Origin of the sequence: Celeribacter naphthalenivorans (genome assembly GCF_020524585.1) — a bacterium.
Lineage (GTDB): Bacteria > Pseudomonadota > Alphaproteobacteria > Rhodobacterales > Rhodobacteraceae > Celeribacter > Celeribacter naphthalenivorans.
This window is the reverse complement of sequence record NZ_JAIVLK010000003.1, coordinates 26,804-42,018: the sequence shown is the minus strand read 5'-3', so window position 1 is coordinate 42,018 and position 15,215 is coordinate 26,804. Positions and strand designations below refer to the sequence as shown.

Sequence of the window (15,215 nt, the reverse complement as noted above, 5' to 3'; positions counted from 1 at the left end):
ACTTCCTCGTCAGAGAGATAAAAAACGGATCGCGGCGTGACCCGTGGTCAGAGAGCGCATGCAGGTATTGATCGTCGAAAGCAGCCCTGAGCTTGGGCAGATCTGGAAACGCCATCTGGAGCGTCAGGGCATGGATGTGTCTCTCGTGCAGGGGCAGGACGAAGCGATTGCCGCTCTGCAGCATAGCGCGCCGGAGCTGATCGTTCTGGACCTTGTACTCGATGAGGGATCGGCCTTTGCGGTGGCCGATTATGCCAATTATCGCCATCCCGAAACGCGGGTGATTTTCACCACGAATTCGAGTTTTTTCTCGGATGGATCGATTTTCCAGCATTCGGCGAATGCCTGTGCCTTTGTGCCCAAACAGGTCGATCCCGATGATCTCAGTGCCATGGTGGCGCATTATGGGAAAGCGGCGTCCTGAACGCCGCCTACGCCGCCTTAACCACGTTCATGCGGCGCGTCGAAATCAATCTCCGGGCTGATCGGCAAGATGCGGTAAGGGTTGATCATGTCGTGGCTGTAGAAATAGTGCCGCGTGATGTGATCGAAATGCGTGGTCTCGCGGATCCCGGGCATTTGATATAGCTCGCGGGTGTAGGCCCAAAGGTTCGGATAGTCCTTCAGCATGCGTTTGTTGCATTTGAAATGCGTGTGATAGACCTTGTCGAAGCGGATGAGCGTGGTGAACAGGCGCCAATCGGCTTCGGTCAGACACTCGCCCAAAAGGTAGCGACGCTCGGACAGCACATCTTCCAAGGCATCGAGACCGTCGAACAGCGGGTGGATCGCCTCGTCATAGGCGGCCTGCGTTGTGGCGAAACCGGCTTTGTAGACGCCATTGTTGATCGGCTCATAGATGCGGGCATTCATGGCCTCAATGTCATCGCGCAGCTCTTCGGGCCAGAAATCAAACGTGTTGCCGGTGATCCCGTCAAAGGCGGAATTGAACATGCGGATGATCTCGGATGATTCGTTGGAGACGATCGTGGCGGTTTTCTTGTCCCAAAGGATCGGCACGGTGACGCGACCGGAAACATGCGGATCGGCCTCAAGGTAGACCTCGCGCAGAAAGCGTTTTCCCAAAAGCGTGTCGCCCGTCGCGCCCTCGAAATCCGTGCCAAAGGTCCAGCCGTCTTTCATCATGTCCGGGTGCACGACCGAGATGGTGATATGCTCTTCAAGCCCCTTTAAAGCGCGGAAAATCAAGGCCCTATGCGCCCAAGGGCAAGCGTAGGACACAAAGAGGTGATAGCGCCCGCTCTCGGCGGCAAAGCCGCCTTGGCCGCTGGGGCCGGGCTGCCCGTCGGGGGTCACCCAATTGCGGAACCCTGCCGTGGTGCGTTCGAATTTTCCGCCGGACTTGGCCGTGTCGTACCAGCCGTCGTGCCAAATCCCGTCTTGCAAATAGCCCATGTGACCCTCTTTCCTCCGCTTGTGGTTACATTGAGGTAACCGCTTTGCATTGATGCGCAAACAGGCGTCAGGGCGCATAGATGGTGCGCGGATGCACATGAGGGGCTGTGAGCGTTCACTTCGAACGGGAATTGCGGCAATCCGGTGACTCTCATGGCGGAACTTGGCACATGGCGAAACGGTTAACTTGACCGAAACCATGTTTGCGCCAAGCTTTAAGAAGCCACAGATGCTGCGCAGCATTTCGGCGAGAAGAAGACTGCCAGGGAGGCCACCATGACTGATTTTTTACCCAAAGAGGTGCTTGAAGGTCTTGAGATGGCCCGCAAGCGTGATCTCAAGCGCCGGTCTCGACTGCGCGTCAAAGTCGGGGACGACACCTATCCGATCCTTCGGACGTGGGACAATGGCTTTGCGCTGGATCGCGACAACACCGAGCATCTGCGTGGATTGGTCGATGTCTTTGATGGCACGCGGCACCTCTATCAGGCGCTGATTGTGGCGGCGACGGACGACGGACATGAGATGAGCTTTGAGTTCAAACGCTCGACCGTGGCCAGCGACAAGCCGCCTTTGGATTACGACCGGCCCGATGACGCGCCGATCGCCTTGTTGCCGCGTTAACCTTACTGTAGGTCGCTGAACGCCTCTTTGAGACGGGTACAGGCCGTCTCAACCACGCTGCGCTGCGTGGCGAGGTTGAAGCGCAGGTAAAGCTCTCCGCCCTTACCAAAGGTCGGCCCATGATTGGGGGCGATGCGCGCGGATTTCTCGACCCTTGCGGTGAACTCTGAAGGGCTCATGCCGGTGCCGGAAAAATCGACCCAAGCCAGATAGGTGGCCTCCAAAGCCATCGAGGCCAGCCCCGGAATCTCCGCAATCGCCGCATCGAAAATCTGTCGGTTGCCGTCGAGATAGACGACCAACTCATCGACCCAGGCGGCGCCTTCGGGGCTATAGGCGGCGGTGGCCATTTCCAGCCCAAAGGAGTTGGGCGAAATCCCCAGTGCGGTCATCCGCGCCGCAAACTTTCCGCGCAATTTGGCGTCCGGGATGATGACATTGCCGGAATGCGTGCCCGCGATGTTAAAGGTCTTCGTGGTCGCGGTCATCATGATCAGCCGATCTTCGATCCCGTCGATCAGCGCCATCGGCGTGTGAGTATTCCCGGGCATCACCAGATCATGGTGAATCTCGTCCGACACAAGAATAAGGTCGTGACGCTGGCAGAACGCGGCCACGCCCTCCAACTCGTCCCGGCTCCAGACCCGGCCGCCCGGATTGTGCGGCGAGCAAAAGACCAACATGGTCTCCTTGCCGGTCATCTGCGCATCCCAGGCGTCGAAATCCATCACATATTTGCCGCCCTCAAGCGCCAGAGGACATTCGACCACCTCGCGCCCGGCGGCTTTGATCACCCGGCTGAAGGCATGGTAAACCGGCGTCATCAGGACCACGCCATCGCCCGGTTGCGTGTAGGTGTCGACACAAAGTGCTGTGCCATTCACCAGACCATGCGTGGTGAAAATCCACTCCGGGCTGACCTCCCAGCCATGGCGGTTTTTCATCCACCATTGAATGGCGGCCAGATACTCGCTGTCATCGCCCAGATATCCGTAGATGCCATGCGCGGCCATCTTCTCGACGGCGGCTTGCACCACGGCAGGCGGGCGGAAGTCCATATCCGCCACCCACATCGCAATCCCATCCTCGGAAGGCACGCCGTAGATGCCCTCCATCTTGTCCCATTTCGCGCAATGGGTGCCAAAGCGGGGGATGATCGGGTCGAACAGCGGGTTGGTCATGCAAAACTCCTTTTGAGGTCCGCCGCGAGCCTAATCCCGCCTCGGGGCGAAAGAAAACCGCAATCCTGCAAAAGGGGCTACGCGATTTCAGCGCTGCACAGTTGCGCGGCCCCCTTGGTTTGACTAAATGCAGGGCATGACACTCAAACCGATCCTCATTCACCCCGATCCGCGCCTCAAAAAGCATTGCGATCCTGTCACCGAGTTTGACAAGGAGCTCGCCAAGCTGGCCGACGACATGTTGGAAACCATGTATGACGCGCCGGGCATCGGGCTTGCCGCGCCGCAGATCGGTGTGATCCAGCGTATGCTGGTGATGGATTGTGCCAAGGAGGCGGACGGTAGCCCAGAACCGATGGTTTTGATCAACCCCGAGGTGACGTGGAAAAGCGACGAGCGCAACGTCTACGAAGAGGGCTGTCTGTCGATCCCCGGCCAATATGCCGAGGTCGAGCGCCCGAAGATGGTGCGCGTGAGCTGGCAGGATGTCGAAGGCAAGGCGCATGAGCAGGAGTTCGACGAGCTCTGGGCGACCTGTGTTCAGCATGAGATCGACCATTTGGACGGCGTGCTGTTCATCGATTACCTCAAGCCGCTCAAGCGTCAGATGATCACCCGCAAGATGCAAAAGCTCAAGCGCGAGAGGGCTCGTCCCTAATGGCGCGGCGCGAGATCCTGCTCTGGCCGGACGCGCGGCTGAGCACCTCTTGCGCGCCGGTGGATGAGATCACCGACGACATTCGCACGTTGGTCTCTGACATGTTCGAGACGATGTATGACGCGCCGGGGCGGGGCCTTGCCGGGCCGCAAGTGGGCGCGATGCTGCGGCTCTTCGTGATGGATGCGACGTGGAAAGAGGGCGAAAAATCGCCGCTTGTCGCGATCAATCCCGAGATTGCGGGTTTCTCCGATGAGACCTGCGAGATGGACGAGGGCTGCCTCTCTATTCCCGGCATTACAGCCACTGTGACGCGGCCCGAGCGTATCACGCTCTCATGGACCGATCTCGACGGGCAGCGCCACGCACGCGAAATGACGGGCGCCGAGGCGCGCATCATTCAGCATGAATATGACCATCTCGACGGGTTGGTGCATTTCGACCGCATTGATGCGAAAACCCGCGCCCGTCTCGAGGAGATTTACGCATGACATATACGCCCACAGAACGCCCTTTTGTGGCCTACCCGGACAAGCGCCTGAAAACCGCTGTGCCGCCCGTCGCGGAGATCACCGATGAGATCCGCAACATCTGGGCCGATATGGTCGAGACCATGGATGCCATGCCGGGATATGGCTTGGCGGGGCCGCAGATCGGCGTGATGCAGCAACTGGCCGTGGTCGATTGTTCGGACGAACGCGGCAAGGCGGTTTTGATGGCGAACCCCGAAGTGCTCCACGCCTCCGTGCAGCTGCGCGAACACGAAGAGGCTTCGCCCAACCTGCCGGGCATGTCCGCCGCGATCTCGCGCCCGCGCGCCGTCACCGTGCGCTTTCTCAATGCGGCGGGCGAGATCGAAGAGCGCGATTTCGTCGGCCTCTGGGCCACCTCTGTGCAGCACCAGATCGACCACCTGAACGGCAAGATGTATTTCGACAACTTGAAGCCGGTGAAACGTCAGATGTTCCTGAAAAAGGCCAAGAAGATGGGAGCGATGAAATGAGAGTGATCTTCATGGGCAGCCCCGATTTTTCCGTGTCTGTGCTCGACGCGCTGGTCGAGGCGGGACATGACATTGCCTGCGTCTATTGCCAGCCGCCGCGTCCGGCGGGGCGGGGCAAGAAAGACCGCCCGACGCCGGTGCAAGCTCGCGCCAAAGAGCTTGGCTTGCCGGTGCGCCATCCGGTGAATTTCAAAGATGCGGCGGATGTGGCGGCGTTTCAGGACCTGAACGCCGAGATCGCCGTGGTCGTGGCCTACGGCCTGTTGCTGCCGCAGAGCATCCTCGATGCGCCTCAGCGCGGGTGTTTGAACATCCATGCCTCGCTTTTGCCGCGCTGGCGGGGGGCTGCGCCGATCCATCGCGCGATCCTCGAAGGTGACAATGAAACCGGTGTCTGCATCATGCAGATGGAGGCAGGTCTCGACACCGGCCCGGTGCTCTTGCGCCAAGAAACCGAGATCACCGCAGAAGACACCACTGCCCTCCTGCATGATCGTCTGTCTGACATGGGCGCCGACGCCATCACAGTGGCGCTCGACACGCTGGACCAACTCGTCCCGGAGCCGCAGCCGGAGGATGGCGTGACCTACGCGCGTAAGATCGACAAAGCTGAGGCCAAGATCGACTGGACCCGCCCCGCCACTCAGATTGACCGGCAAATCCGGGGTCTTTCGCCCTTTCCCGGTGCCTGGGCCTCGCTCAACGGCGAGCGGATCAAATTCCACATGTCCCGCGTGACGGACGCCTCCGGCGCCCCCGGCGAAGTGGTGGACGACTTCACAATTGCTTGCGGGGACCGCGCGGTCGAAATTCTCACCGCGCAGCGCGAGGGCAAACGTGCTATGCCTGTCGCAGAGATTTTGAAAGGGCTGGATCTGCCAAAGGGCAGCCGGTTCGACTAGGGGCGCGTCATGTTTCCAATCCTGATCGGCACGGTCGTTATCGCGGGCATCGTCGGCTATATTTGCGAAAAGACGGGCTTTACCCGCAACGGTATCCTGCCTTCGATCATCATCTGTGTCGGCGGTGCGTTTCTGGCCTATTTCGTCAAACTCATGTTCGGTGTCGGCTTTGGCTCTCCGGGGCTGAATGCCATCGTGTCCTCGCTGGGCGCGCTGATCATCGTGCCGACCCATTGGCGGAGGCGTTGAACCCATGCCGGTCCTGTTCCTCATCATCGTCGGAGCCGCCGCCGGGTTCATTGCGACCCGCGTGATGGATTTGAAAACCGACCTGATCACCACCGTGGTGATCGGCATGTTTGGCGCTTTGATCGGCGGGCTTGTGCTGCGCTTTCTCTTGATGCTCTCTGGCGTGGCGGCGGGCTTTGTCGGGGCCGTGCTTGGTGCGATGCTGTTGATCTGGGCGTGGAAAGCGATCAGGGGGCGCAGATGATCTGGCTCCTGTCCATTCCGGGGATGCTTGCACGCATCCTCTTCGGCCTCGGGCTTTGGCTGATGTTCCGCCCCGGAGGGTGGTTCGTCGCCTGCTGCCTCGCGGTGGCGGCGACGTGGTATATTAAGGCGTAAGGCCCTAGTTCTTTGGGGGACGCGACTTGTAGACGGGGAGGGACCAACCCCAGGCCAGGCTTCCGGCGCGCAGAATGAATGTCACAATCGCACATATAATAAATTCAAAGAAACGCGGAATCTCAAATTGAGATGCTAAAAGCAATGCCAAAGGTCCGGCCAAAGCCGCCGAGGCGTAAAGCTCGCCGTGCTTCAGGATCAAAGGCACTTCGTTACAGACGACGTCCCGCATCATGCCGCCAAAACACCCGGTCGCGACGCCCATGAGGGCCACGATCACCGGCGGTTGTCCGAGCTTAAGCGCCACACCAGCGCCCGCCGCAACAGCGACCGAAAGCGCCACGGCGTCCGCCCACAAAAGGGCTTTCTGGCGGCTCTCAAAAAGGTGCGCGGTGAAAAATACCACGGCAGACACAAGACAGGCGATGACGATATAGGTCGGGTCGGCGACCCAAAACACGGCCTCGCGATTGAGCAACAGGTCGCGGAGCGTCCCGCCGCCCACCGCCGTGAGACAGGCGACAAAGGCGAAGCCAACGAGATCGAGCTGAGCGCGGGAGGCGGCCAAAGCACCGGAAATCGCAAAGACGATGACCGAGGCGTAATCGAGGGCCGCCAGAGGTGTCATGTGGCACCCTTTTTGAACGGCGCCATGCCCGCGCGGGCCAACTCATCTGCGCGCTCGTTTTCCGGATGCCCGGCGTGGCCCTTGACCCATTCCCAGGTCACATCATGCCGCTTTTGCGCCTCGTCGATGCGCTGCCACAGGTCGACATTCTTCACGGGTTTCTTCGCGGCGGTCTTCCAACCGTTGCGTTTCCAGCCGTGAATCCAGCCGGTGACACCGTTTTTCACATAGGCGCTGTCGGTGACGATGGTGATAGACGTCGGGCGTCCCAGCGTTTCAAGCGCAGAGATCGCCGCGAGCAATTCCATCCGGTTGTTCGTGGTCTCTGCCTCGCCGCCCTTAAGTTCGCGTTCTTTGACGACCGTGCCGCCGTCCTTTGCCTGCAACAAAGCGCCCCAGCCCCCCGGGCCGGGATTTCCGGAGCAGGCTCCGTCGGTATATGCGTAAAATTCAGCCATGATGGGATCGGGTGATAGAGGCTACGGGCGAATGGTCAAGTCTTCGCGTGAAGGCTTGGGGTCTCATGCGCGCTCAAAGGCGAGTTTGGCTCCAAGGCCTGCGAAGGAGGCGGCGAAGATGCGGCGCATCCATGCCATGGTGCACTCGCTTTCAACCACGCGTGCGCGCAAGAATCCGGCGGCGAGTGCATAAAGCAGGAAGACAGCAAATGTCATGGCGACAAAACCGAAGCCAAGCTCGACGAGCAGCATATTCGTATGGGTCGCATCCGCAGGAACGAACTGCGGCAGGAAGGCGACGAAAAACATCGGCAGTTTCGGGTTCAGCAGGTTCAAGAGAACTCCGCGACGCACCAAGCTTGCGGCGCTATGCGGTTGATGATCCGGTTTGACCTCGAGCGCGCCTGTGCCTTTGAGCGTGCCCCAGGCCATGTAGAGCAGGTAGGCGACACCGGCGTATTTGATCGCGGAAAACAAAAGCGCGGAGGTGTGCAACACGGCGGCCAGCCCGGCAAGCGCCACGCCGAGATGGACGACGGTGGCGAGCGTGCAGCCCAAAACCGCCCAAAGCCCGGCACGCAATCCGCGCCCCAAAGTGGTGGAAAGGGTGAAAATCACACCGATGCCGGGGGCGAGGCAGACGATGAAGGCGGTCAGGAGAAACTCAAAACTCATGCGGGTTCTCTCAAAACTCTGGGGACTTTGAATTCGACGTTTTCCTGCGCGGTTTCCACCAGCTCGACGGTCACGTCAAAGCGGGCGCGGAAAGCGTCGATCACCTCGTTGACCAAGACCTCGGGGGCCGACGCCCCTGCGGTGATGCCGACGGAGGTGATGCCCGCAAGAGCGCGCCAGTCGATGTCGGGGGCACGTTGCACAAGCTGAGAATAGGCGCAGCCATTGGCTTTGCCAACTTCGACCAAACGTTTGCTATTAGAACTATTCGGCGCACCAATGACCAAAAGAGCGTCTATATTTGAGGAAATGGCTTTCACGGCCGCCTGCCGATTGGTGGTGGCGTAACAGATGTCTTCTTTGTGCGGGCCGACGATATTGGGGAAGCGCGCGCGCAGGGCGGCGATCACATCGACCGTGTCATCGACCGACAATGTGGTCTGGGTGATAAAGGCCAGACGTTCCGGGTCGCGCACCTCAAGCCCCGGCACATCATCGGGCGTCTCAACCAAGAGAACCTCGCCCTCGGGCAGTTGCCCCATCGTGCCGATGGTCTCCGGGTGACCGGCGTGGCCGATCATGATCATCTGAAGCCCGTCGGCGTGGTGCCGCTCCGCCTCGATATGGACCTTGGACACCAGCGGACAGGTGGCGTCGACATAGACCATCTCGCGCTTGGCGGCCTCGGCGGGCACGGCTTTCGGGACGCCATGGGCGGAAAAGATCACCGGGCGGTCGTCGGGGCAGTCTTCCAACTCCTCGACAAACACAGCACCTTTCTCTTTCAGCCCATCGACCACGAATTTGTTGTGCACGATTTCATGGCGGACATAGACCGGCGGCCCCCATTTCTCGATCGCCATTTCGACGATCTTGATCGCGCGGTCGACGCCGGCGCAGAACCCGCGCGGGGCGGCGAGATAGAGCATAAGAGGGGGCTTGGGGGTCGTTTCGGTCATGCGGCACTCCTGATCTTTTTCAGAGGTAGCGGCGAAAGGGTCCAAGTGCAACGACCGGAAGTTCAAAAGGCCGACAGATCAAATGGCCGGTAAGTGAAAAGCCCCCGCCGAGACGGCGAGGGCTTTCAAAACTCAGTTGTCGTAACCGTCATCTTCGCGCGGTTCGCGCGGCGGACGCCCGAGCACGTCTTTGAGGTCGTTCAGCTCGATGAAATTATCGGCCTGGCGACGCAGCTCATCGGCGATCATCGGCGGTTGGGTGCGGATCGAGGAAACGACAGAGACGCGCACGCCCTGACGTTGCAGGCTTTCGACCAGCGGACGGAAATCGCCGTCGCCGGAGAAGAGCACGATGTGATCCACATGAGGGGCCAGTTCCATCGCATCGACGGCAAGCTCGATGTCCATGTTGCCCTTGATCTTGCGTCGACCCATGGAGTCGGTGAACTCCTTGGCCGGTTTGGTGACCATGGTGAACCCGTTGTAGTTCAGCCAATCGACCAGCGGGCGGATCGGCGAATAGTCATCGTTTTCAAGTAATGCGGTGTAGTAGAATGCGCGCAGCAATTTACCGCGGCGCATGAATTCCTGTCGGAGCAGTTTGTAATCGATATCGAACCCGAGCGATTTTGCCGCTGCGTAGAGATTCGACCCATCGATGAACAAGGCAAGCCGCTCATCTTTATAAAACATATAAAGGTCCTTTATATCTTGTTTTTTGGACCGCCCCGACAGCAATCTCCATGGGGACAGTCAGTTGTTCTTGGCTTTCTGTCCTGCTGAATAGTATGAAATGCACCGAAACTGAACTTGCCAAAAAAGATAGGGCGTTAAAAACTTGGTGCGAGAGACATCTTTGGGCTGGGCGAAAATGCGCGCATGGATCGCGTTCGGCGCCAATTTGCCCTCTGAAACCGGCACTCCGATGGAAACTTTGCAGGCCGCTTTGCTAGCGCTCACAGCAAAGGGTGTCGAGGTCAAGGGGCTTAGCCAGATTTACGAGACGCCCTGTTTTCCGGCTGGGGCCGGGCCGGATTACGTGAATTTTGCCGCAGAAGTCATGTTCGACGGCCCTCCTGAGGCGCTTTTGTTGGTTCTGCACGAGATCGAGGCGGAGCTGGGACGGGTGCGTAAGACGCGTTGGGCCGGACGTCCGATCGATCTGGACCTCATGGCCTACGCGGATGAGGTGCGCCCCGATGCGCGCTCCGTTCAGGCCTGGATCGATTTGCCTTTGGCCGAGCAAACGGTGCGTGCGCCGGATCAGCTTATTCTGCCGCATCCGCGCATTCAGGATCGGGCTTTCATGCTGATTCCCTTTGCCGATCTCGCCCCCGACTGGCGACATCCGCTTTTGGGCCAAACCGTCGCCGAGATGCTTGCCGCCCGGCCTGAGAGCGAGAAAACCGAGGTAAAACCCATGTCCGGAGTTGAAATCCGCGTGAATTAAGGGGAAAGGGCGCTTGTCAATAGGGGGCTGAGCCCCTAAATAGAGCCTTTGAACAAATGCGTCCCGACGCATTCCTATGTCTGTCCAAACGATTGGAGATCCCATGGCCCGCGTGACCGTTGAAGATTGCGTCGACAAGGTTCCGAACCGCTTCGAGCTCGTGATGCTCGCCGCCCACCGTGCGCGCGAAGTTGCCGCTGGCTCTCCGCTGACCGTGGATCGTGACAACGACAAGAACCCGGTTGTGGCGCTGCGCGAGATCGCTGAAGAGACCCAATCCGCCGACGCGCTGCGCGAGCGGATGATCGAAAGCCATCAGACCCAGATCGAGGTCGATGAGCCGGAAGACGATCAGATGGCTCTCCTGATGGGGCAAGAGGCCGACAAACCGGCCGAGGACGACATGTCCGAAGAGAAACTGCTGCGCGCGCTGATGGAAGCGCAGGGGCAAAACTAAGAGGCGGGGCCGCATGGGTTTCATGGTGGCCCCCATTCACGGAGTTCGCGGACCAAAATGATCGACGTCGAAGACCTGATCGCTCTGGTCCGCAACTATAACCCCAAAACGAATGCCGATCTGATCCGCGAGGCCTATGCCTACGGACGGGAAATGCATGAGGGGCAGTTCCGCCGTTCTGGCGAACCCTATTTCACCCATCCCGTTGCCGTCGCCGCCATCCTGACCGAACAGTCTCTGGACGATGCGACGATCATCACGGCTTTGCTTCACGACACGATCGAGGACACGAGGGCGTCCTACCAAGAGGTCGCGCGCAAGTTCGGCGAAGAGATCGCGGAGCTCGTGGATGGGGTGACGAAACTCACCAACCTGCAACTGTCGTCGACAGAGACCAAACAGGCGGAGAACTTCCGCAAGCTGTTCATGGCCATGTCGAAAGACCTGCGGGTGATCCTCGTGAAACTCGCCGACCGTCTGCACAACATGCGGACGATCAAGTCGATGCGCCCGGAGAAGCAACTCCAGAAAGCGCGCGAGACCATGGATATCTATGCGCCCTTGGCGGGCCGCATGGGGATGCAATGGATGCGCGAAGAGCTGGAGGATTTGAGCTTTCGGGTCATCAATCCCGAGGCGCGCAATTCGATCATCCGCCGCTTTATCCTGCTGCAACGCGAAACTGGCGATGTGATCCATAAGATCACCAACGATATCCGCACGGAGCTGGACCGAGAAGGCATCGAGGCCGATGTGTTCGGCCGCGCCAAGAAACCCTATTCGATCTGGCGCAAGATGGAGGAGAAACAGCAAAGTTTCTCCCGTCTGTCAGATATTTACGGCTTTCGTGTCATCACCAAGACCGAGATGGATTGCTACCGCGTTTTGGGGGTGATCCACCAGCGTTGGCGCGCGGTGCCGACCCGGTTCAAAGACTATATCAGCCAGCCGAAATCCAACGGCTACCGGTCTATTCATACCACTGTGTCGGGCCGTGATGGCAAACGCGTCGAGGTGCAAATCCGCACGCGGCAAATGCACGAGGTCGCGGAATCCGGCGTTGCGGCGCATTGGTCCTATCGCGACGGCGTGCGCGCGCAGAACCCCTTTGCCGTCGATCCGACGAAATGGCTGGCGAGCCTCACCGAGCGGTTCGAGAATGCAGAGGATCACTCTGAGTTTCTCGAACACGTCAAGTTGGAGATGTACTCCGACAAAGTCTTCACCTTCACGCCGAAAGGCGAGGTGGTGTCGCTGCCGAAAGGCGGCACGCCGTTGGATTACGCCTATGCGATCCACACGCGCATCGGCGACAGCTGTGTCGGCGCCAAGGTAGACGGCATCCGCGTGCCGCTTTGGACCCGGTTGAAAAACGGCCAGAGCGTTGAGATTTTGACGGCCGAAGGTCAGCGCCCGCAGGCAACTTGGCTCGACATCGTGGTGACGGGCCGCGCCAAGGCGGCGATCCGCAAATCTTTGCGCGAAGAGAACCGCGAACGCTTTGTCAAACTGGGGCGTGAACTGGCCCGCGTGGCGTTTGAGCATGTCGGCAAGAAGGCGTCGGAAAAGGCGCTTGCGACGGCGGCGAAACAGATGTCTCTGGCCGATAGCGAGGCACTTTTGGCGCGTCTTGGGTCCGCGGAACTCACCGCCTCTGAGGTGGTCAAGGCGGTCTATCCGGAGCTGGTGCGCGAAAGTGGTGCGATTGACGCGAAACGTGCGGTGCTTGGTCTTTCCGAGGGGGAGACCTATAATCGTGCCAAATGCTGCCAGCCGGTGCCGGGCGAACGCATTGTCGGCATCACCTATCGCGGCAAGGGTGTGGTGATCCATGCGATTGACTGTCCCGCGCTTGAAGAACTTGAGGCGGAAACCAATCGCTGGGTCGATCTGCAGTGGCACGCCGGGCCGCATGCGCCGCAATACACCGTGTCTTTGGATCTGACGATCTCCAACGATCCGGGGGTTTTGGGCCGTATCTGCACGCTGATTGCGGAGCAAAAGGCCAATATCTCGGACCTGAATTTCGTCGATCGCAAGCCCGACTTTTACCGTTTGATCGTAGATGTGGACCTGCGCGATGTGGAGCATCTGCATGCGGTGATGCTGGCGCTTGAGGCCGAAAGCGAAGTGGCACGGGTGCGCAGATACAGGAATTTGGACAGACGGCCCTAAGGGGGTCAAGAGGGTGATGTGGTCTTTAAACGCCGGGAAAAGCTAAAGCCACTTCAATGGCTTGCGCAATCCCTCTGGCCCAAACGCGGCTGGGGGCGGGCGGTCCGGTATCTCAAACATCGTCTTCACCGTCTGCCTGACACCCCTCATAAAATTGCGCGCGGCGTCTTTGCTGGCGTCTTCGCGGTCTTCACCCCGTTTTTCGGCCTGCATTTCGTCATCGCTTTTGTCTTGGCCAAGCTGATGCGCGGCAATGTCATCGCGGCGCTTTTGTCGACCTTTGTCGGCAACCCGCTGACCTATGTGCCGATTGGCGTGATCTCGATGAAAATGGGCCACTTCCTGCTGGGCACGAGTTTCGATCACGAGCATGAGCGCAGTTTTACGGGCAAGTTTTTCGACGCAGCCGATGATTTCTGGCGCAATTTCCTGGCGCTGTTCACAGATCGCGATGCCAATTGGGATGCGCTGATCCGGTTCTGGCATGAGATTTTCATGCCCTATCTGGTCGGCGGCATCATTCCGGGCATCGTGGCGGGGATTGCGGCCTATTACATCACTTTGCCGATGGTGACCGCTTATCAAAACCGCCGCCGCGGCAAGCTTAAGGCCAAGCTCGAAGAGTTGCGGCGCAAGAAACAGGCGCAAAAAGCGGCTCAGAAACCGTAACCCGACACGCCCGCACGAGGTTTGATCGCTTCGATCAGGATTTGTCGGTTTTCTTTCGCGACCCGCAGGCTATTGTCCGCGCCAAACGATCTTGATTGGGAACGAAACCATGACCCAGAAACTCCGCCTCGGCATGAACATTGATCACGTCGCCACCGTGCGCAACGCGCGTGGCTCGGCCTACCCGGACCCGGTGCGGGCCGCGAAGCTGGCCGAAGAGGCCGGGGCTGACGGGATCACGGCGCACCTGCGCGAAGATCGCCGCCACATCACGGACGCGGACATCGAGGCGCTGGTCGCGAACCTCTCCGTGCCGTTGAATTTCGAGATGGCCGCCACGGATGAGATGCAGGCGATTGCGCTCCGCCACAAACCCCATGCGGTCTGCATTGTGCCGGAAAAGCGCGAGGAACGGACCACCGAGGGCGGGCTTGAGGTGGCGCGCGAGGAAAACCGTCTGGCGCATTTCATCGCGCCCCTGCGCGACGCTGGCTCGCGTGTGTCGATCTTCATCGCGGCCGACCAGCCGCAGATCGAGGCCGCGCATCGCATCGGCGCCGCCGTCGTCGAACTGCACACCGGCGCCTATTGCGATCTGCACGCCGAGGGCAAATTTGCCGAGCGTGACGATGAATTGAAGCGTCTGACCGAGATGGCGGCTTTCGCGCATGGGCTCGGTCTCGAGGTCCACGCCGGCCACGGGCTGACCTATGACACGGTGCAACCGATTGCTGCGCTGCCGGAGGTCGCAGAATTGAATATCGGGCATTTCCTCATTGGCGAGGCTATCTTTTTGGGTATTATCCCCGCGATTCGCGAGATGCGCCGTTTGATGGACGAAGCTCGCAAGTAAAATCTATAAAAAGGTTAATGATATGAAAGTTTTGCGGTATACAGGGATCCTGATCGGCCTGACGGTTGTTGTGGGCATCCTGCTGTGGATTCTTGAGGCATTTCTTGGCTCCAGCGTGGGCATGGCGGCAGGTGTTGCGCCGCTCATCGGTGCGGCTGCTTTCGAAGGGGAATTCTTTTACAAAAAAGAACGTCGCATCCCTGAAAAAGCCGAAAAACGCGCCTTTGCGCGCATGGCGACGCTGGTCAACCTTGTGATCGGTGCCATCGGTTATGTGGGGCTTATGACTGTCCTTCCGGAACTGCGCACGTCGACCGCGATGATCGCGACGGCTGTTACCTCCGTCATTCTTCTGCTTTTGGTATATTTCGTCAGCGGCTTTTTCTTTGGTCAAGTTGCCAAGAACAAGATCAAGGTTGAGGAAAAGAAACGCGCGAAAGCTGCGGCTTAATCCGAACGTGCCGTGCATCGCGCCACATT

22 protein-coding genes are annotated in these 15,215 nt (G+C 59.4%); 15 read left to right on the top strand and 7 right to left on the bottom strand.

The genetic code is table 11. From position 1 onward, the window contains the following. Positions 1 to 58 precede the first annotated feature (58 nt). Positions 59 to 424, top strand: coding sequence for a response regulator transcription factor (locus LC094_RS06795; protein WP_226551070.1), 366 nt, complete (start codon positions 59 to 61; stop codon positions 422 to 424). 17 nt (positions 425 to 441) lie between these two features. On the opposite strand, the gene LC094_RS06790 is transcribed toward LC094_RS06795, so the two are convergent. Then, on the bottom strand, positions 442 to 1,416 hold the full coding sequence (locus LC094_RS06790) for a glutathione S-transferase family protein (protein WP_226551069.1): 975 nt from the start codon (positions 1,414 to 1,416) through the stop codon (positions 442 to 444). 276 nt (positions 1,417 to 1,692) lie between these two features. On the opposite strand from LC094_RS06790, the gene LC094_RS06785 reads away from it, so the two are divergent. Next, entirely contained in the window at positions 1,693 to 2,040 is a 348-nt protein-coding gene (locus tag LC094_RS06785; protein ID WP_226551068.1) for a hypothetical protein, read from the top strand. A gap of 2 nt (positions 2,041 to 2,042) precedes the next feature. Here LC094_RS06785 and LC094_RS06780 read toward each other — a convergent pair whose 3' ends face one another. Next, complete coding sequence (locus tag LC094_RS06780) at positions 2,043 to 3,221, bottom strand: MalY/PatB family protein (RefSeq protein ID WP_226551067.1); 1,179 nt, start codon at positions 3,219 to 3,221, stop codon at positions 2,043 to 2,045. A 136-nt stretch (positions 3,222 to 3,357) separates the two neighbouring features. On the opposite strand from LC094_RS06780, the gene def (LC094_RS06775) reads away from it, so the two are divergent. From def (LC094_RS06775) to LC094_RS06745, 7 genes are read left to right on the top strand one after another with little or no spacing between them, the layout of a single operon-like run. Beyond that, complete coding sequence (def, locus tag LC094_RS06775) at positions 3,358 to 3,879, top strand: peptide deformylase (protein ID WP_226552211.1); 522 nt, start codon at positions 3,358 to 3,360, stop codon at positions 3,877 to 3,879. Continuing rightward, positions 3,879 to 4,370 (top strand): peptide deformylase, encoded by a 492-nt coding sequence (gene def / locus LC094_RS06770; protein ID WP_226551066.1) that lies wholly within the window; start codon positions 3,879 to 3,881, stop codon positions 4,368 to 4,370. The genes def (LC094_RS06775) and def (LC094_RS06770) overlap by 1 nt, the downstream gene beginning before the upstream one ends. Next, positions 4,367 to 4,882 carry a peptide deformylase gene (gene def, locus LC094_RS06765; RefSeq protein ID WP_226551064.1) on the top strand — a complete coding sequence of 172 codons (516 nt, stop codon included), beginning with the start codon at positions 4,367 to 4,369 and terminating at the stop codon, positions 4,880 to 4,882. The genes def (LC094_RS06770) and def (LC094_RS06765) overlap by 4 nt, the downstream gene beginning before the upstream one ends. Further along, positions 4,879 to 5,784: a methionyl-tRNA formyltransferase gene (gene fmt / locus LC094_RS06760; RefSeq protein ID WP_226551063.1), complete on the top strand. Its 906-nt coding sequence runs from the start codon at positions 4,879 to 4,881 to the stop codon at positions 5,782 to 5,784. The genes def (LC094_RS06765) and fmt overlap by 4 nt, the downstream gene beginning before the upstream one ends. Positions 5,785 to 5,793: 9 nt before the next feature. Next, positions 5,794 to 6,033 carry a hypothetical protein gene (locus tag LC094_RS06755; RefSeq protein ID WP_226551062.1) on the top strand — a complete coding sequence of 80 codons (240 nt, stop codon included), beginning with the start codon at positions 5,794 to 5,796 and terminating at the stop codon, positions 6,031 to 6,033. A 4-nt stretch (positions 6,034 to 6,037) separates the two neighbouring features. Further along, complete coding sequence (locus tag LC094_RS06750) at positions 6,038 to 6,277, top strand: GlsB/YeaQ/YmgE family stress response membrane protein (RefSeq protein ID WP_226551061.1); 240 nt, start codon at positions 6,038 to 6,040, stop codon at positions 6,275 to 6,277. Beyond that, positions 6,274 to 6,411: a hypothetical protein gene (locus LC094_RS06745; protein ID WP_226551060.1), complete on the top strand. Its 138-nt coding sequence runs from the start codon at positions 6,274 to 6,276 to the stop codon at positions 6,409 to 6,411. The genes LC094_RS06750 and LC094_RS06745 overlap by 4 nt, the downstream gene beginning before the upstream one ends. A 4-nt stretch (positions 6,412 to 6,415) precedes the next feature. Here LC094_RS06745 and LC094_RS06740 read toward each other — a convergent pair whose 3' ends face one another. From LC094_RS06740 to LC094_RS06720, 5 genes are all read right to left on the bottom strand, one after another. Then, the gene (locus LC094_RS06740; RefSeq protein WP_226551059.1) at positions 6,416 to 7,039 is read right to left on the bottom strand and encodes a trimeric intracellular cation channel family protein; all 624 of its coding nucleotides are present in this window, start codon (positions 7,037 to 7,039) and stop codon (positions 6,416 to 6,418) included. Then, positions 7,036 to 7,497, bottom strand: a complete 462-nt coding sequence (gene rnhA, locus LC094_RS06735; protein WP_226551058.1) for a ribonuclease HI — start codon at positions 7,495 to 7,497, stop codon at positions 7,036 to 7,038. The genes LC094_RS06740 and rnhA overlap by 4 nt, the downstream gene beginning before the upstream one ends. Positions 7,498 to 7,560: 63 nt before the next feature. Then, positions 7,561 to 8,172, bottom strand: coding sequence for a LysE family translocator (locus tag LC094_RS06730; RefSeq protein ID WP_226551057.1), 612 nt, complete (start codon positions 8,170 to 8,172; stop codon positions 7,561 to 7,563). Beyond that, positions 8,169 to 9,131 carry a 4-hydroxy-3-methylbut-2-enyl diphosphate reductase gene (ispH, locus tag LC094_RS06725; RefSeq protein ID WP_226551056.1) on the bottom strand — a complete coding sequence of 321 codons (963 nt, stop codon included), beginning with the start codon at positions 9,129 to 9,131 and terminating at the stop codon, positions 8,169 to 8,171. Before ispH ends, LC094_RS06730 begins: the two co-directional genes overlap by 4 nt. 132 nt (positions 9,132 to 9,263) lie before the next feature. Continuing rightward, positions 9,264 to 9,824, bottom strand: coding sequence for a LabA-like NYN domain-containing protein (locus LC094_RS06720; RefSeq protein WP_226551055.1), 561 nt, complete (start codon positions 9,822 to 9,824; stop codon positions 9,264 to 9,266). A gap of 148 nt (positions 9,825 to 9,972) precedes the next feature. On the opposite strand from LC094_RS06720, the gene folK reads away from it, so the two are divergent. From folK to LC094_RS06690, 6 genes are all read left to right on the top strand, one after another. Further along, positions 9,973 to 10,581: a 2-amino-4-hydroxy-6-hydroxymethyldihydropteridine diphosphokinase gene (gene folK / locus LC094_RS06715; RefSeq protein ID WP_226552209.1), complete on the top strand. Its 609-nt coding sequence runs from the start codon at positions 9,973 to 9,975 to the stop codon at positions 10,579 to 10,581. 103 nt (positions 10,582 to 10,684) lie between these two features. Further along, the gene (rpoZ, locus tag LC094_RS06710; RefSeq protein ID WP_167600880.1) at positions 10,685 to 11,038 is read left to right on the top strand and encodes a DNA-directed RNA polymerase subunit omega; all 354 of its coding nucleotides are present in this window, start codon (positions 10,685 to 10,687) and stop codon (positions 11,036 to 11,038) included. Positions 11,039 to 11,095: 57 nt separating this feature from the next. Continuing rightward, positions 11,096 to 13,213, top strand: coding sequence for a RelA/SpoT family protein (locus LC094_RS06705; RefSeq protein ID WP_226551054.1), 2,118 nt, complete (start codon positions 11,096 to 11,098; stop codon positions 13,211 to 13,213). An 18-nt stretch (positions 13,214 to 13,231) separates the two neighbouring features. Beyond that, positions 13,232 to 13,882 (top strand): DUF2062 domain-containing protein, encoded by a 651-nt coding sequence (locus tag LC094_RS06700; protein WP_226551053.1) that lies wholly within the window; start codon positions 13,232 to 13,234, stop codon positions 13,880 to 13,882. A 109-nt stretch (positions 13,883 to 13,991) separates the two neighbouring features. Continuing rightward, positions 13,992 to 14,735 carry a pyridoxine 5'-phosphate synthase gene (locus tag LC094_RS06695; RefSeq protein WP_226551052.1) on the top strand — a complete coding sequence of 248 codons (744 nt, stop codon included), beginning with the start codon at positions 13,992 to 13,994 and terminating at the stop codon, positions 14,733 to 14,735. 22 nt (positions 14,736 to 14,757) lie between these two features. Continuing rightward, complete coding sequence (locus LC094_RS06690; protein ID WP_226551051.1) at positions 14,758 to 15,186, top strand: ABZJ_00895 family protein; 429 nt, start codon at positions 14,758 to 14,760, stop codon at positions 15,184 to 15,186. Positions 15,187 to 15,215: the final 29 nt, after the last annotated feature.

Bases quoted from the DNA above. Each gene is read 5' to 3' on its own strand.
- LC094_RS06755 (WP_226551062.1), top strand. From the start codon at position 5,794: ATGTTTCCAATCCTGATCGGCACGGTCGTTATCGCGGGCATCGTCGGC.
- LC094_RS06720 (WP_226551055.1), bottom strand. From the start codon at position 9,824: ATGTTTTATAAAGATGAGCGGCTTGCCTTGTTCATCGATGGGTCGAAT.
- LC094_RS06785 (WP_226551068.1), top strand. From the start codon at position 1,693: ATGACTGATTTTTTACCCAAAGAGGTGCTTGAAGGTCTTGAGATGGCC.
- LC094_RS06795 (WP_226551070.1), top strand. From the start codon at position 59: ATGCAGGTATTGATCGTCGAAAGCAGCCCTGAGCTTGGGCAGATCTGG.
- ispH (WP_226551056.1), bottom strand. From the start codon at position 9,131: ATGACCGAAACGACCCCCAAGCCCCCTCTTATGCTCTATCTCGCCGCC.
- LC094_RS06730 (WP_226551057.1), bottom strand. From the start codon at position 8,172: ATGAGTTTTGAGTTTCTCCTGACCGCCTTCATCGTCTGCCTCGCCCCC.
- rpoZ (WP_167600880.1), top strand. From the start codon at position 10,685: ATGGCCCGCGTGACCGTTGAAGATTGCGTCGACAAGGTTCCGAACCGC.
- fmt (WP_226551063.1), top strand. From the start codon at position 4,879: ATGAGAGTGATCTTCATGGGCAGCCCCGATTTTTCCGTGTCTGTGCTC.
- LC094_RS06740 (WP_226551059.1), bottom strand. From the start codon at position 7,039: ATGACACCTCTGGCGGCCCTCGATTACGCCTCGGTCATCGTCTTTGCG.
- def (WP_226552211.1), top strand. From the start codon at position 3,358: ATGACACTCAAACCGATCCTCATTCACCCCGATCCGCGCCTCAAAAAG.
- LC094_RS06780 (WP_226551067.1), bottom strand. From the start codon at position 3,221: ATGACCAACCCGCTGTTCGACCCGATCATCCCCCGCTTTGGCACCCAT.
- LC094_RS06690 (WP_226551051.1), top strand. From the start codon at position 14,758: ATGAAAGTTTTGCGGTATACAGGGATCCTGATCGGCCTGACGGTTGTT.
- LC094_RS06705 (WP_226551054.1), top strand. From the start codon at position 11,096: ATGATCGACGTCGAAGACCTGATCGCTCTGGTCCGCAACTATAACCCC.
- rnhA (WP_226551058.1), bottom strand. From the start codon at position 7,497: ATGGCTGAATTTTACGCATATACCGACGGAGCCTGCTCCGGAAATCCC.
- LC094_RS06750 (WP_226551061.1), top strand. From the start codon at position 6,038: ATGCCGGTCCTGTTCCTCATCATCGTCGGAGCCGCCGCCGGGTTCATT.
- def (WP_226551066.1), top strand. From the start codon at position 3,879: ATGGCGCGGCGCGAGATCCTGCTCTGGCCGGACGCGCGGCTGAGCACC.
- LC094_RS06790 (WP_226551069.1), bottom strand. From the start codon at position 1,416: ATGGGCTATTTGCAAGACGGGATTTGGCACGACGGCTGGTACGACACG.
- LC094_RS06695 (WP_226551052.1), top strand. From the start codon at position 13,992: ATGACCCAGAAACTCCGCCTCGGCATGAACATTGATCACGTCGCCACC.
- def (WP_226551064.1), top strand. From the start codon at position 4,367: ATGACATATACGCCCACAGAACGCCCTTTTGTGGCCTACCCGGACAAG.
- LC094_RS06745 (WP_226551060.1), top strand. From the start codon at position 6,274: ATGATCTGGCTCCTGTCCATTCCGGGGATGCTTGCACGCATCCTCTTC.